The organism is Streptomyces sp. Ag109_O5-10, from assembly GCF_900105755.1.
In the GTDB taxonomy this organism is placed as follows: Bacteria; Actinomycetota; Actinomycetes; order Streptomycetales; family Streptomycetaceae; genus Streptomyces.
On the sequence record NZ_FNTQ01000001.1, the window covers coordinates 7,914,991 to 7,928,842 of the forward strand.

Genomic DNA, 13,852 nt, shown 5'->3' on the forward strand with positions numbered 1-13,852 from the left:
TGTGGGGGGCGCGTCAGCCTTGTTTCAGGCGCCCGTCAGGTACGGCGGCACCGGAACGTCCGCCGCCAGGTCGCCGTTCGCCACCGGAGCGTCGTATCCCTTGCGCAGCGGCAGTACGCCCGCCCAGTGCGGGAGGTCCATGTCCTCCGGCTCGTCGTTCGCGCCGCCCGTGCGGGTCTTGGCGGAGACCTCGTTCAGGTCGAGGCGGATCACCGCGGTCGCGGCCAGTTCCTTCCTGTTGGCGGGGCGGGAGTCGGCGGCCCGGCCCGGCACCACGTGGTCGACCAGGGCGTCCAGCGCGCGGCTCTTCTCCTCGGGGTCGGTGACCTGGTGGGCGATGCCGTGCACCACCACGGAGCGGTAGTTGACCGAGTGGTGGAAGGCGGAGCGGGCCAGCACGAGGCCGTCGACGTGGGTGACCGTCACGCACACCGCGAGTCCGGGATCGGCCTGGCCGGTCATCCGCAGCGGACGCGAACCCGTCGAACCGTGCAGGTAGAGGACCTCGCCGACCCGGCCGTACAGCGTCGGCAGCACCACCGGCGCGCCGTCCCGCACGAAGCCGAGGTGGCAGAGGTAGCCCTCGTCGAGGATCGAGTGCACCAGCTCCCTGTCGTACGAGGCCCGCTCGGCGGAGCGGGTGGGAACGGTGCGGCCGGTCTTCGCGTAGGCGGCGGGCTGGGCCGGGACGGTCCCCGGTGCGGCTGTCTCCATTGCGGACTCCATTGCACTAGTGCATAATCTTGTTTGTGATAGGAGAATATCCGATCGAAGGGCGCGGCGCAGCAGAGATTGCGGCCAGCGTCGAGCGCGCGGTGGGTGCCGGGGAGCTGGAGCCGGGGCAACTGCTGCCCCCGATGCGGGAGTTGGCGGGCCGCCTCGGGGTGAACCCCAATACGGTCGCGGCCGCGTACCGCACCCTGCGCGAGCGCGGGGTCATCGAGACGGCCGGTCGGCGGGGCAGCCGGGTCCGGCCGAAGCCGGCCACCACCGGACGGGACCAGCTCCCCGACGTCCCGGCGGGGGTGCGCGACCTGTCCTCCGGCAACCCCGACCCCGCGCTGCTCCCCGCCCTCGCGCCGGTCCTGGCGGCGGTGGCGGCCGAGTGCGACCGCGACCCGGTCCTCTACGGCGCCGACCCGGTCGAGCCGGAGCTGGAGCGGATGTCCCGCGCCGAGCTGGCCGCCGACGGCGTGCCCGACGGGCCGCTCACGGTCACCTCGGGCTCCCTGGACGCGGCCGAACGGGTCCTGCTGGCGCACCTCAAGCCCGGCGACCCGGTCGCCGTCGAGGATCCCGGGTGGGGCCGCACCCTCGACCTGATCCCCGCGCTCGGGCTGCGCACCGTCCCGGTGGCCGTCGACGACGAGGGGCCGCGCGCCGACGCCCTGCGCCGGGCCCTGGAGTCCGGGGCGCGCGCCCTGATCGTCACGGCCCGGGCGCACAACCCCACCGGTGCCGCGGTGAGCGCCGCACGCGCGCGTGCCCTGCGGGCCGTCCTGCGCGCGCACCCGCACACCCTGCTGATCGAGGACGACCACGGCCACGGCATCGTCGACCTCCCCCTGCACCCCCTGGCCGGCGTCGCCCGCCACTGGGCCTTCGTCCGCTCGGTCGCCAAGGCCTACGGCCCGGACCTGCGTCTGGCGACCCTGACCGGCGACGAGGTGACGGTCGACCGGGTGCGGGGGCGCCAGCGCCTGGGCCCGGGCTGGGTGAGCCGCCTGCTGCAGCGCACGGTGGTCCGGATGTGGGCCGACGGCGTGGTGGACGGCCCCGCGGTGGCGGCGGCGTACCGGGCCCGCCGCGACCTCCTCGTCGACGCGCTCGCGGACCACGGTGTCGAGGCGCACGGCCGCAGCGGCATGAACGTCTGGGTCCCGGTCCCGGACGAGACGGGCGCGGTGTCCCGGCTGCTGCTCGAAGGCTGGGCGGTGGCCCCGGGCGCCCGCTACCGCCTGGCGACCCCGCCGGGCATCCGGGTCACCGTCTCGACGCTGACCCCGGAGGAGGCCGGTCCGCTGGCGGCGGCGGTGGCGAGGGCGGTGACGCCGGCGAAGGGTCGCGTCCAGGCCTGAGCGGTCCGCTGGAAGTGCCGTGAGTGCGGTGTGGTCTGCCGTCCGGGGCGCCGTCGTGGCTGGTCGCGCAGTTCCTCGTCCTGCCTTCGGCCCGGGGTGCCCCCCAGCGCCCCTTCGGGGGCGCTTCGCCGGACCCGCTCAGCCGGCCGCGCCCCGCCGAGGACGCTGCCTCGCCTGGGTGAGGGCCGCTCCCGCCAGGACGATCACCGCGCCCACCGGCGTGCTCCACCGGAGCGACTCGCCCAGCACCGCGACCCCCGCCGCGGCGGCGATGACCGGAATGAAGTAGGTGACCATCTGGGCCGTGGTCGGGCCCACCTCCGCCACCAGCCCGTACTGGACGAGCACCGCCAGGCCCGTCCCCAGTGCGCCGAGCGCGGCGATCGCCAGCAGCGGGACGAGCGCGAAGTGCGCCGGGAAGGACGTGAACAACGGTGTCACCACGGCCAGTTGCGTGGTCGCCAGCAACAGCTGCGCGCCGGTCATCGCCAGGTGCGAGTCGCCCGTACCGGCCAGCGTCCGCCGGACGTAGATCCATCCGATCGGGTAACTCAGCGACGCCAGCAGCGCCATGAGCGTCCCCGTGACGTCCAGTCCGTGGAAGCCCTCCCAGGCCCCCAGCACCGTCAGGACACCGACGAACCCCAGGCCGAGCCCGGCGAACCGGACCCGCGTCGGCCGGTCCTCCGACAGGGCCACCAGCGACAGCGCCATCCCCCACAGCGGCGAGGTCGCGTTGCAGATCCCGGCCAGGGTGGACGGAATGGTCAGCTCCGCGTAGGCGAACAGGGAGAACGGCAGCGCGTTGAGCAGGAACGCGGCGACCGCCAGATGCCTCCAGGTCCGGGCGCCTCGCGGCAGCCGCTGCCGCTTCACGGCCATCGCCGCCGCGAGGACCGCGGTACCGAACACCAGCCTGCCGAGCGTGACCTGGAACGGTGCGTAGCCCTCCGTCCCGACCTTGATGAAGAGGAAACTGAAGCCCCAGATCAGGGAGAGGGCGCCGAAGCGCAGCCGCCAGTCGAGGCGGGGGCGGGAGGCGGCGGTGGCAAGCGCGGGCTTGCCGGTCGCGGCGGAGGTCACGGTGCTCATGCCCGCAACGATGCGGGAGGGAAACCTTGTAGCACAATCGAGATTTCTCACCGGGTACCTCTTAGAATCGCTTACATGTTGAACCTGGAACGCCTGCGCACCCTCGACGCCCTCGCCCGGCACGGCTCGGTCAGCGGCGCCGCCGAGGCCCTGCACGTGACCACGTCGGCGGTGTCGCAGCAGATGGGCAAGCTGGAGCGCGAGGTGGACCAGCAGCTCCTGGCGAAGAACGGCCGGGGCATCCGGCTCACCGACGCCGGCCGGCTGCTCGCCGAGCACGCGGCCCGGATCCTCTCCCAGGTCGAGCTGGCCCAGTCCGACCTGGAGGCGCACCGGGGCCAGGTCGTCGGCGAGTTGCGGCTGTCCGCGTTCCCGACGGCAGCCCGTGGCCTGTTCCCGGCCGCACTCGCCGCGCTGCGCGCCCGGCACCCGGCGCTGCGCGTCCGCTCCAGCGAACTGGAACCGGAGAACGGCGTCGCCGGGGTCGTCCGCGGCGACCTCGACCTCGCCGTCGTCCTGGACTGGTACAACAAGCCGATGCCGGTGCCCGACGGGCTGGTCAAGGCGCCCCTGCTGGACGACCCGGCCGAGGTGGCGCTGCCGGCCGGGCACCGGCTCTCCGGCCGCGAGGAGGTGGACCTGGGGGAGTTCGCCGAGGACCAGTGGATCACCTGGGGCGAGGGCGAGTTCTGCCACGAGTGGCTGATGTTCACGCTGCGCTCGCGCGGCATCGAGCCCATCGTCGGGCACCGCGCGGCCGAGACGCACACCCAACTGGGCCTGGTTGCGGCCGGGTTGGGCGTCTGCATCGCCCCGCTGCTGGGCCGGCACCCGGTGCCGGACGGCGTGGTCATGGTGCCGTTGAAGCAGCGGGTGCGCCGCCATGTGTACGTCGTCTGGCGGGCCGACGCCGACCGCCGCCCCTCGATCCGGGCGGCGGTGCAGGAGTTGCGCGGCGCTGCCGAGGCGATCGCCTGAGGCGGCTCCCCTCGAACCGCGCTCTAGGCCGAGCCCAGTTTGCGGAAGTCCCAGGAGGCCGTCTTCGTCGGGGTGAGCCGCGCCCAGGCGTGCCGTCCGTCGTGCGGCATCTCGTCCAGGCCGAAGTTCTTGCGCGCGAACACCGTCTCGACGTAGTCGAGTTCGGCGACCAGTTCGCCGGTGCGCGGGACCTCGCCCACGAACTCGACGGTCCCTCTCAGCTCGACGCCGCGCAACTGGTCGTACTCCTCACCGGAGTCGACGACGACCGCCACCCGCGGATCACGGCTGAGGTCCTTCCAGCGCTGGCTGCGCACCACCGAGTAGAGCCACAGGGACGTGCCGTCCCAGGCGAACCACAGGGCGCTCACGTGCGGAGCACCGGACGCCGAGACGGTCGCGACCCGGCAGGTGCGCTGTGTGGTGAGGAACTCGTCCAGCTCACCGGGCGTCATCATGATCTTCCGGCCCCGGCGCTGAGTGACGGTCATGCGGCCCCCTCTTCTTCTGTCTCTTCTTCCGTTCCCGCGCGATGGCGGTTAGTGTCACCCGCCCCGCACCAAGGTGGAAGGGGGCGTCATGCCGTCGTCGTACGAACGGCTCGCGGAACTCCTCGACCCCGTGAGCACCGTGCTGCTCACCGTCGAGTGCCAGCAGGGTGTGGTGGGCCCGGACAGTGCGCTGCCCGAACTCGCCCGCGAGGCACGGACGTCGGGGGCTCTCGACAACATCGCCCGCCTTGTGGCCGCCGCGCACGACACCGGTGTCCAGGTGATCCACGCGATCGCCGAACGCCGTCCGGACGGCCGTGGCGCGAACCGCAACGCCCGCCTGTTCCGCGCCGCCGAACGGCTGCCCGTCCAGCAGCTCTCCGGCACCGCGGCGGTCCGCGTCGCGCCCCCCATCGAGGTGTGGGAGGAGGACCTCGTCGTACGACGGCTGCACGGCCTGTCGCCGATCCAGGGCACCGAGGTCGACCCGCTGCTGCGCAACCTCGGCTGCCGCACCCTGGTCGTCACCGGTGTCTCGGCCAACGTGGCCGTTCCCAATGCCGTGTTCGACGCGGTCAACCGGGGCTACACGGCCGTCGTCCCGGCCGACGCCGTCGCGGGAGTGCCCCCCGAGTACACCCCCGCGATGGTCCGCAACACCCTCGCGTTGGTCGCCACGGTCGCGACCACGGACGAGGTGCTCGGCTGCCTCAAACAACCGCGCAGGCGGTCCTGAGGATCAGGCCAGCGAGATCTGGTCGCCGGAGACCGTGATGTTCGCGGCCGTCAGACCCGTGGTCGCCGGGCCCTGCTTCACGCTGCCGTCCGCTATGGCGAACTTGCTGCCGTGGCAGGGGCAGACGATCTCGCCGTTGGCGATGCTGGTCACCGCACAGCCGGCGTGCGGGCACTTCGTCGAGAACGCCTTGTACGTGCCCGACGTGGGCTGGGTGACGACCACGGCCTGGTCCTTGTAGATCGTGCCGCCGCCCTCGGGGATGTCCGTGGTCTTGGCGAGCGCGCTGCCACCGGCCGCGGCGGTGGAGCCGCCGGCCGAGCCGTTGCTGTCCTGGGTGGTGGAGCCACCGCCCGCGTTGCCGTTCGTGGTGGTCGAGCTCGACGAGCCGTCGTCCGACGACCCGCAGGCGGTCAGCGCGGCGGCGAGCCCTGCCGCTCCGGCCGCCACCATGACGGTGCGGCGAGCCGGGCTGGCCGAGGGGTTGAGCGGTGCGCTGGTCATGTGAGGGGTTCCCTTCCGCGGAGCTTCTCGTTGATCCGTCCAGGGGTACGGTCTTCGGGCACCACCTGTTCAGACGGCATCCAGATAGTGACCACCTGGACATGAGGCTTCGGTAAAGCGGCGCTGTCGGTTCGCTGTCGGTCCTGACCTGCGACGCGGCGAAACCGACGCGCCCCGGCCGCCGGTCCGCCGGACCGGCGCGGCGGAAGGGCGCCGTGACCTGGCCCGTACTCCGTTGAACAGCGGTGGATCATCGGGCGCCGTTCGCTTCGGCGGTGAGAAGGACGACCAGTGACAGCTTTTCGCCATGGGCGTCGGCCATGGCCGGGTGGTCCAGGTCGACCCGTCCGAGCCGTGGGTGCCGCCGTTCCTTCCGGGCGGAGGCGAGATGGACGCCGAGCGCCCGGCGGGGGCGGCCGCTCCCGGTCCCGGATCTCGCCCGGCTGTCACGCTCGGTTACTATGCTCACTCCGTGCCGGAGGCCCCCCGGTCGCCGACTGCCTGGTTGAGAAGCTGGATGGCCTGGGAAAATGCTGCGAGAAGTCACCGCGACCCGCTACGTCACGCCCCTGCGCGAGGGCGGTTCGCTGCCGGGGCTCGTCGAGGCCGACGATCTCGGCACGTACGTCATGAAGTTCACCGGCGCGGGGCAGGGCCGCAAGACGCTGGTCGCCGAGGTCGTCTGCGGTGAACTCGCCCGCCGGCTCGGGTTCCGGATGCCCCGGCTGGTCACCGTCGAACTGGATCCGGTGCTGGGGCTCGGCGAACCCGAACAACAGGTGCAGGACCTGCTGCGGGGCAGCGGCGGCACCAACCTCGGCATGGACTTCCTCTCCGGTGCCCTCGGCTTCGACCCGATCGCCTTCGCGGTGAGCCCCGCGGAGGCCGGGCGGATCGTCTGGTTCGACGCGCTGGTCAACAACGTCGACCGCTCCTGGCGCAACCCCAACCTGCTGGTCCACCACGGCGACCTGTGGCTCATCGACCACGGCGCCACCATGATCTGGCAGCACAACTGGCCGGCCGCGGAGGCGTCCGCGGCCCGTCCGTACGACGCCGCCGACCACGCGCTGAGCGGGTTCGGCCCCGATGTCCGGGCGGCCGCCGCCGAGTTGGCGCCCCTGGTCACCGAGGACCTGCTCGCCGAGGTCACTGCCGAGATCCCGGACGTCTGGCTCACCGCCGAGCCCGGCTTCGACACCCCCGACGACCTGCGCCGCACCTACGCGCGGCCGCTGCTCGCCCGGGCCGCCGTCATTCACGAGCGCATCACCGGCATCGAGGGGGCCAAGTGAGCGAGACCCACATCAACGTGGCCGGACGCATGACCGAGCGCCACATCACCCGGTCCGGCCAGGGCGGCGACCGGGACGTCTTCGAGTACGCCCTGCTGCGCGTCGTACCCCGCGTGGAGCGCGGCGAGTGCATCAACGCGGGCGTACTCGTGTACTGCCGGGCCAAGGGCTACGTCGGCGCCCGTACCCATCTCGACGAGGCCCGGCTGCTGGCCCTGGACCCGGAGGCGGACGTCGCCGGGGTGCGGGCCGCGCTCGGCGCGGTGGAGGGGATCTGCGCGGGCGGGGCGGCGGCCGGTCACGCGGCCGGCGACGACCCGGGGCGGCGCTTCCGCTGGCTGGTCGCGCCCCGCTCCACGGTCGTGCAGCCGGGACCCGTGCACACCGGGCTCACCCGCGACCCGGCCGCCGAGACGGAGCGGTTGCTGGACGTCCTGGTGAGGTAATGGATCACACTGCGCGGAGTGACGTTGACACCGCGTGCCAGGGCTTCTAGCGTCACGTCTGTCGAAGGTACTAAGCGGTCGCTCACCATTACGGCCGGGTTCTCGACCAGGTGTACCCAGGTGTTCTCAAGGGCGAGGAGAAACAGCAATGTCCAGCACTGAGCAGCGGGTGGCCGTCGTCACCGGTGCCGCACGCGGCATCGGCGCCGCCACCGCCGTACGACTGGCCGCCGAGGGCCGCGCGGTCGCCGTGATCGACCTCGACGAGGCCGCCTGCAAGGACACCGTCGAGAAGATCACCGCGGCCGGCGGCAAGGCGATCGCGGTCGGTGCCGACGTCTCCGACGAGGCCCAGGTCGCCGCCGCGATCACGCGGGTCGTCGAGGAGCTGGGCGCCCCGACCATCCTGGTCAACAACGCCGGCGTGCTCCGCGACAACCTGCTGTTCAAGATGTCCGCGTCCGACTGGGACACGGTCCTCAACGTGCACCTGCGCGGCTCCTTCCTGATGACCAAGGCCGTCCAGCAGCACATGGTCGAGGCCGGCTGGGGCCGGGTCGTCAACCTGTCCTCCTCCTCGGCGCTCGGCAACCGCGGCCAGGCCAACTACTCCGCCGCCAAGGCCGGTCTGCAGGGCTTCACCAAGACCCTCGCCATCGAGCTCGGCAAGTTCGGCATCACCGCCAACGCCGTCGCCCCCGGCTTCATCGCCACCGAGATGACCAAGGCCACCGCGGAGCGCGTGAAGATGGGCTTCGAGGAGTTCAAGGCCGCCGCGGCCACCCAGATCCCGGTGCAGCGCGTCGGCGAGCCCGAGGACATCGCCAACGCCATCGCCTTCTTCACGAACGAGGCCGCGGGCTTCGTCTCCGGCCAGGTGCTGTACGTGGCCGGCGGACCGCTCGACTAGCCGCACACCGGGGAACCTGAGGAACACTGACATGACTGAACTGCCCGAGCTGTCCGGCAAGGTCGCCGTCGTCACCGGCGCGAGCCGCGGCATCGGCTACGGCATCGCCGAGGCGATGATCGCCCGCGGTGACCGCGTCGTCATCACCGGCCGCAACGAGGACACCCTCAAGGAGGCCGTCGAGAGCCTCGGCGCCGAGCGCGTCGTCGGCGTCGCCGGCAAGGCGCACGACCTGGCCCACCAGAGCGAGGTCGTCGAACGCGCCATGGCGGCCTTCGGCCGCGTCGACTACCTGGTCAACAACGCCGGAACCAACCCGGTGTTCGGCCCGATCGCCGACGTCGACCTGGACGTGGCCCGCAAGGTGTTCGAGACCAACGTGGTCTCCGCCCTCGGCTTCGCCCAGAAGACCTGGCACGCCTGGCAGAAGGACAACGGCGGCGCCATCGTCAACATCGCCTCCGTCGCCGGCCTGTCGGCCTCGCCGTTCATCGGCGCGTACGGCATCAGCAAGGCCGCGATGATCAACCTGACCCAGCAGCTGGCGCACGAGTTCGCCCCCGGCGTCCGGGTCAACGCCATCGCCCCCGCGGTCGTCAAGACCAAGTTCGCGGAGGCCCTGTACGAGGGCCGCGAGGCGGAGGCCGCCGCGGGCTACCCGCTCAAGCGGCTCGGCGTGCCCTCCGACATCGGCGGCGCCGCCGCCTTCCTCACCTCGGAGCAGTCCGACTGGATCACCGGCCAGACACTCGTCGTCGACGGCGGCATCTTCCTCAACGCCGGCATGGCCTGACAGACCGTCGGGCGTCGTTTTCGTCACAGACATCTGCCGCATCTGTGAGGAAAACGGCGCCCGCGCGGCCGTACGAGATCCACACAGGAGGATGACAACGTCGTCTTAGCACATTCGATCAACGCCCGTGTTTCCGGGGTACTTCAACGCGCGCAACGCTGCGGTATGGTCGGCCGCCGACCCCTGGTGCGGCGGATCGAGGAGCGTGCGCGTGTTCAACCGGAACCGAGGTCCGCGAAGAGTCGCCGCGGTCGCGTCCATCGCCCTGGTGGCCGGGTGCGGGGTGTTCTCCGGCAGCAGCACGGACAACAGCGGGCCGATCGTCGTCGGCACCACCAGCGCCCCCAGCACCCTTGACCCGGCAGGATCGTGGGACGGCTCCTGGGAGCTGTTCCGGAACGTCTACCAGACACTGCTCGCCTACCCCGACGGGGCCACCACACCGCGGCCCGACGCCGCGCAGAACTGCGCCTTCACGGACTCCGGCTCCCGCACGTACCGCTGCGAGCTGCGTTCCGGCCTGAAGTTCGCGGACGGCGCCACGCTCGACGCCCAGGCCGTCAAGTACTCCGTCGACCGGATCCGGAGCATCAACGCGCCCAGCGGCCCGGCCGGACTGCTCGGCAGCCTCGACCGGGTGCAGGCGACCGGCGACCGCGAGGTGGTCTTCCACCTCAACAAGCCCGACGCCACCTTCCCGTTCGTGCTCGCCACCCCGGCGATGTCGATCGTCGATCCGGACGACTACCCCGCCCACTCGCTGCGCACGGACGCCTCCGTGTACGGTTCCGGGCCGTACACCCTCAAGTCCTACGAGGACGGCGAACGGGCCGAGCTGGTCCGCAACGACAACTACCGGGGCTTCGCCGACCGGCAGAACGACGCGGTGACCATCCGCTACTTCCAGGACTCGGCCACCATGGTCAAGGCCCTGCGCTCGGGGGACATCGACGTCACCTACCGCGGTCTCGCCGCCTCCGACATCGTGGCCCTGGAGGCGCACAGCAGCACCGACCTGCAGCTGATCGACGGCACCGGCACCGACATCAGCTACCTGGTCTTCAACCCCAGGGACCCGTGGGCCAAGGTGCCGGCCGTGCGCAAGGCCGTCGCCCAGCTCGTCGACCGCGCCGCGATCGCCCACTCCGTCTACATGGACACCGTCGACCCGCTGTACTCCATGGTCCCGGCGGGCCTGACCGGCCACACCACCGGCTTCTTCGACGACTTCGGCGACCCCAGCACAGCCAAGGCCCGCAGGATCCTCACCGACGCCGGTATCACCCGGCGCGTCCCGCTCACCTTCTGGTACACCACCGACCGCTACGGCTCCGAGACCGGCCGGATGTTCCAGGAGCTCAAGCAGCAGCTCGACGACTCCGGGCTGTTCACCATCACCCTCAGGAGCCGGCCCTGGAAGACCTACGTCGTCGGGTACGAGAAGGGCGAGTACCCGGTGTTCGGCCGCGGCTGGTTCCCGGACTTCCCCGACGCGGACAACTTCATCGCGCCCTTCGTCGGCGAGCGGAACGCTCTCGGCACGCCGTACCCGTCCCCGGTGATCACCGGCAGGCTGCTGCCGCGGTCCCGCGGCGAGAGCGACCGCGCCGCGGTCGTCAAGGACTTCGAGGAGGCCCAGCGGATCCTCGTCGACGACGCCCGGCTCATCCCGCTCTGGCAGGGGCGGCAGTACGTCGCGGCCAGCGACGACGTCTCCGGCGGCGAGAAGGCGCTGGACCCGTCGACGATCATGATGATGTGGGAGCTGCACCGCAAGACCAGCTGGTGAAACCGCCGTCCGGCACCCGTTGTCAGTGGTCGCCTGTAGGTTTTCCGGTACCGGCAGGATCTGCAAGTGACCGCAATTCGTGAGGACGTTGACGTGACCGACATCGCCATGCTGCCCGAGTCCTGGCGCGGGGTTCTGGGCGACGAGCTGCAGCAGCCCTACTTCAAGGAGCTGACCGAGTTCGTCGAGGACGAGCGGGCGAAGGGTCCCGTCTACCCGCCCCGCGAAGAGGTCTTCGCCGCGCTGGAGGCGACGCCGTTCGACCAGGTCAAGGTGTTCATCCTCGGCCAGGACCCCTACCACGGCGAGGGCCAGGGCCACGGGCTGTGCTTCTCCGTCCGCCCCGGCGTGCGGATCCCGCCGTCCCTGCGGAACATCTACAAGGAGATGCGCGAGGAGCTCGGCTGGGAGTCCGTGCCGGACAACGGCTATCTGATGCCGTGGGCCCGGCAGGGCGTGCTGCTGCTCAACGCGGTCCTCACGGTCCGCGCCGGGGAGGCCAACTCGCACAAGAACAAGGGCTGGGAGAAGTTCACGGACGCCGTGATCCGCGCGATCGCCGAGCGGCCCGACCCGGCCGTCTTCGTCCTCTGGGGCGGCTACGCGCAGAAGAAGCTCCGGCTGATCGACGAGACCCGGCACGTGGTGATCCAGGGCGCCCACCCGTCCCCGCTCTCCGCGAAGAAGTTCTTCGGCTCCCGTCCCTTCACCCAGATCAACGAGGCGGTGGCGGCCCAGGGCCACGAGCCGATCGACTGGCGGATCCCGGACCTGGGCTGACTTCGTAGCCGACCGGAGGACAACGCGCCCCGTAGGGGGCGCGGGGAACCGCGCGACCAGCCCCCACGGACTCGCGGCCGACCACCGGGCCGCGGTCCAACGCCGCCACCTGCCGATCACCCCCGGCGCCGCCGTCAAGCGTCGCCACCACGAGGGCGCCTCGCAGCCGACCGTGGGGCAACGCGCCCCGTAGGGGGCGCGGGGAACTGCGCGACCAGCCCCCCGCGGGCCCGCGGCTGACCACCGGCCCATGGTCCAGCGGCGCCGCCTGACAAGAAAAGCTGACGGCGCCGTTTACCGTCGGCAGCACACAACGGCTTACAGCCCGGAGGGCCCCGTGGCGGAGCGACAGGAGCGCACGGCACCCGATGCCGTGCTCACGCGCATCGGGCAGGTCGTGATGCTGCACCACGCCGGGGACCGCGAGGAGGCCCGGGGGCGCCTGCTCGACCTGTGGGCGGAGCACGGCGAGCACGGCGAGCCGCTGCACCGCTGCACCCTGGCCCACTACCTCGCCGACACCCAGGACGACCCGTCCGACGAACTCGCATGGGATCTGCGGGCGTTGTCCGCGGCGGACGAGGCGGAGGGAGACGCGCGGCTGCGCGGCTTCTACCCCTCCCTGCACCTGAACCTCGCCGCCGACTACGTGAAGCTCGGCCGTACCGAGGCCGCCCGCAGCCACCTGCACCGGGCCCGTGGCGCCTCCGTGGCCCTCGGTGACGACGGGTACGGCGACGGGGTCCGGGCCGCGATCAGCCGCCTGGAGCTGCGGCTCGGCGACGCGGGCGACCCCGGCGGCGAGTCCTGGGGCCCACCGCGACAGCGGCCGAAATAGCGCCGCGCCGGGCTGTCAGTGCCCGTACGCCTGCTGGCAGACGCGTGCCTGCGTGCTGTCGGCGGCCCAGCCGCCGTACTGCTCGCCGAGGGCGCACACGTCCGGGGGATTCGGGACGGAGTGGGAGAGGCCGGGGAGGCCGGCCTGCGGGCTGTGCGGCCGGCGGGCGGTGGGGGGATGCGGTGTGACGGAACGCGGAGCCGCCGGCGGGCGACGCCCGGCCGGGGGAGCGGGCGCCGGGGCGTGCGGGGCGGCCGGTGCGGCACGGTGGGACGGCCGGGACGGGCCGACCATCTCCAGGGCCTCCTTGACCGGGGCCTGCACCACGCGCGGCTCGGCGCTGCCGTCCGGGCGTGGCACCGACGGCAGCGAGGGCGCCGTACCCGGAGGCGGGCCGGGTGCCGCCGGGTGCTGGACCGTCACACAGCCGGAGAGGGCCGAGACGGTCACGGTGACCAGGAGCGCTGCGGTGGTCGTCGTTCGATGCACCCGCGCAACTCTGCTGGTTCGGCGCGGGGGTTGACACCGTCGACAAGACTTTGGTGCCCCGCACGGGTGATCTCGTGCCCCGTACGGGGGACGGGCGGCTGTCAGGCTGACGTCATTCGCCGGTCGCGCCGTCGATCCGCTCCCGGATCAGGTCGGCGTGGCCGTTGTGCCGGGCGTACTCCTCGATCATGTGGGTGTGGATCCAGCGGAGGTTGAACTGTTCGCCGCTGCGGCGGTGACGGCCCTTGGACAGGTCGTCCAGACCGAAGCCGGCCGCGGCCCGCCGGGCGGCCTCGATCTCGGCCTGCCAGACCGCGTACGCCTCCTGCCAGGTGTGCGCCTCGGTGAGGCGGAACTCCGCGTCCGGGTCCTCGTCGGTGAAGTACAGCGGCGGCGCCTCCTCCCCGGCGAGGACCCTGCGGTACCACGATCGCTCCACGTCGGCCATGTGCCGCACCAGCCCCATCAGGGTCAGCGGGGAGGGTTCCACGGAGGGGGTCCGCAGCTGGGCGTCGGTCAGGCCCTCGCACTTCACCGCGAGGGTCTGCCGGTGGAATTCCAGCCAGCCCTCCAGCATGCTGCGTTCGTCGGCGTCGACGTCGGGTGCACGGCGTTCGGTCGTCATACCGGGCA

General features: G+C 72.1%; 16 protein-coding genes. 10 read left to right on the forward strand and 6 right to left on the reverse strand.

Annotated elements, in window-relative coordinates; genetic code table 11:
* Nucleotides 1-24: 24 nt before the first annotated feature.
* The gene (locus BLW82_RS36075) at nucleotides 25-714 is read right to left on the reverse strand and encodes a pyridoxamine 5'-phosphate oxidase family protein (protein WP_093505657.1); all 690 of its coding nucleotides are present in this window, start codon (nucleotides 712-714) and stop codon (nucleotides 25-27) included.
* 35 nt (nucleotides 715-749) lie between these two features.
* Between BLW82_RS36075 and BLW82_RS36080 the strand changes: the two genes are divergently transcribed.
* Entirely contained in the window at nucleotides 750-2,078 is a 1,329-nt protein-coding gene (locus BLW82_RS36080) for an aminotransferase class I/II-fold pyridoxal phosphate-dependent enzyme (RefSeq protein WP_093505659.1), read from the forward strand.
* A gap of 138 nt (nucleotides 2,079-2,216) precedes the next feature.
* Here the strand turns inward: BLW82_RS36080 and BLW82_RS36085 are convergent, their stop codons facing one another.
* On the reverse strand, nucleotides 2,217-3,170 hold the full coding sequence (locus tag BLW82_RS36085) for a DMT family transporter (RefSeq protein WP_093505661.1): 954 nt from the start codon (nucleotides 3,168-3,170) through the stop codon (nucleotides 2,217-2,219).
* 75 nt (nucleotides 3,171-3,245) lie between these two features.
* Between BLW82_RS36085 and BLW82_RS36090 the strand changes: the two genes are divergently transcribed.
* Nucleotides 3,246-4,148, forward strand: a complete 903-nt coding sequence (locus BLW82_RS36090; protein WP_093505663.1) for a LysR family transcriptional regulator — start codon at nucleotides 3,246-3,248, stop codon at nucleotides 4,146-4,148.
* 23 nt (nucleotides 4,149-4,171) lie between these two features.
* Here the strand turns inward: BLW82_RS36090 and BLW82_RS36095 are convergent, their stop codons facing one another.
* Entirely contained in the window at nucleotides 4,172-4,639 is a 468-nt protein-coding gene (locus BLW82_RS36095) for a pyridoxamine 5'-phosphate oxidase family protein (protein ID WP_093505665.1), read from the reverse strand.
* A gap of 88 nt (nucleotides 4,640-4,727) precedes the next feature.
* On the opposite strand from BLW82_RS36095, the gene BLW82_RS36100 reads away from it, so the two are divergent.
* Complete coding sequence (locus BLW82_RS36100; protein ID WP_093505667.1) at nucleotides 4,728-5,375, forward strand: cysteine hydrolase family protein; 648 nt, start codon at nucleotides 4,728-4,730, stop codon at nucleotides 5,373-5,375.
* A gap of 3 nt (nucleotides 5,376-5,378) precedes the next feature.
* Here the strand turns inward: BLW82_RS36100 and BLW82_RS36105 are convergent, their stop codons facing one another.
* On the reverse strand, nucleotides 5,379-5,879 hold the full coding sequence (locus BLW82_RS36105; RefSeq protein ID WP_093505669.1) for a Rieske (2Fe-2S) protein: 501 nt from the start codon (nucleotides 5,877-5,879) through the stop codon (nucleotides 5,379-5,381).
* A 530-nt stretch (nucleotides 5,880-6,409) separates the two neighbouring features.
* Here BLW82_RS36105 and BLW82_RS36110 point away from each other — a divergent pair.
* The 7 genes from BLW82_RS36110 (at nucleotide 6,410) to BLW82_RS36140 (ending at nucleotide 12,730) form a co-directional block, all read left to right on the forward strand.
* A complete protein-coding gene (locus BLW82_RS36110; RefSeq protein WP_093505671.1) occupies nucleotides 6,410-7,174 on the forward strand; it encodes a HipA family kinase in 765 nt (254 codons plus the stop codon).
* A 29-nt stretch (nucleotides 7,175-7,203) separates the two neighbouring features.
* Nucleotides 7,204-7,620, forward strand: coding sequence for a DUF3037 domain-containing protein (locus tag BLW82_RS36115; RefSeq protein ID WP_177233346.1), 417 nt, complete (start codon nucleotides 7,204-7,206; stop codon nucleotides 7,618-7,620).
* A gap of 148 nt (nucleotides 7,621-7,768) precedes the next feature.
* Nucleotides 7,769-8,530: a 3-oxoacyl-ACP reductase FabG gene (gene fabG / locus BLW82_RS36120; protein ID WP_093505675.1), complete on the forward strand. Its 762-nt coding sequence runs from the start codon at nucleotides 7,769-7,771 to the stop codon at nucleotides 8,528-8,530.
* A gap of 31 nt (nucleotides 8,531-8,561) precedes the next feature.
* Nucleotides 8,562-9,323 (forward strand): SDR family oxidoreductase, encoded by a 762-nt coding sequence (locus BLW82_RS36125; RefSeq protein WP_093505677.1) that lies wholly within the window; start codon nucleotides 8,562-8,564, stop codon nucleotides 9,321-9,323.
* 211 nt (nucleotides 9,324-9,534) lie between these two features.
* Nucleotides 9,535-11,112, forward strand: coding sequence for an ABC transporter substrate-binding protein (locus BLW82_RS36130; protein ID WP_093505679.1), 1,578 nt, complete (start codon nucleotides 9,535-9,537; stop codon nucleotides 11,110-11,112).
* Nucleotides 11,113-11,205: 93 nt separating this feature from the next.
* The gene (gene ung, locus BLW82_RS36135) at nucleotides 11,206-11,892 is read left to right on the forward strand and encodes a uracil-DNA glycosylase (RefSeq protein WP_093505681.1); all 687 of its coding nucleotides are present in this window, start codon (nucleotides 11,206-11,208) and stop codon (nucleotides 11,890-11,892) included.
* A 337-nt stretch (nucleotides 11,893-12,229) separates the two neighbouring features.
* Complete coding sequence (locus BLW82_RS36140; RefSeq protein ID WP_093505683.1) at nucleotides 12,230-12,730, forward strand: hypothetical protein; 501 nt, start codon at nucleotides 12,230-12,232, stop codon at nucleotides 12,728-12,730.
* 15 nt (nucleotides 12,731-12,745) lie between these two features.
* On the opposite strand, the gene BLW82_RS36145 is transcribed toward BLW82_RS36140, so the two are convergent.
* Together BLW82_RS36145 and BLW82_RS36150 are read right to left on the reverse strand one after the other, a co-directional pair.
* The gene (locus tag BLW82_RS36145) at nucleotides 12,746-13,219 is read right to left on the reverse strand and encodes a hypothetical protein (protein WP_093505685.1); all 474 of its coding nucleotides are present in this window, start codon (nucleotides 13,217-13,219) and stop codon (nucleotides 12,746-12,748) included.
* Nucleotides 13,220-13,331: 112 nt separating this feature from the next.
* Complete coding sequence (locus BLW82_RS36150) at nucleotides 13,332-13,844, reverse strand: DinB family protein (RefSeq protein ID WP_093505687.1); 513 nt, start codon at nucleotides 13,842-13,844, stop codon at nucleotides 13,332-13,334.
* Nucleotides 13,845-13,852: the final 8 nt, after the last annotated feature.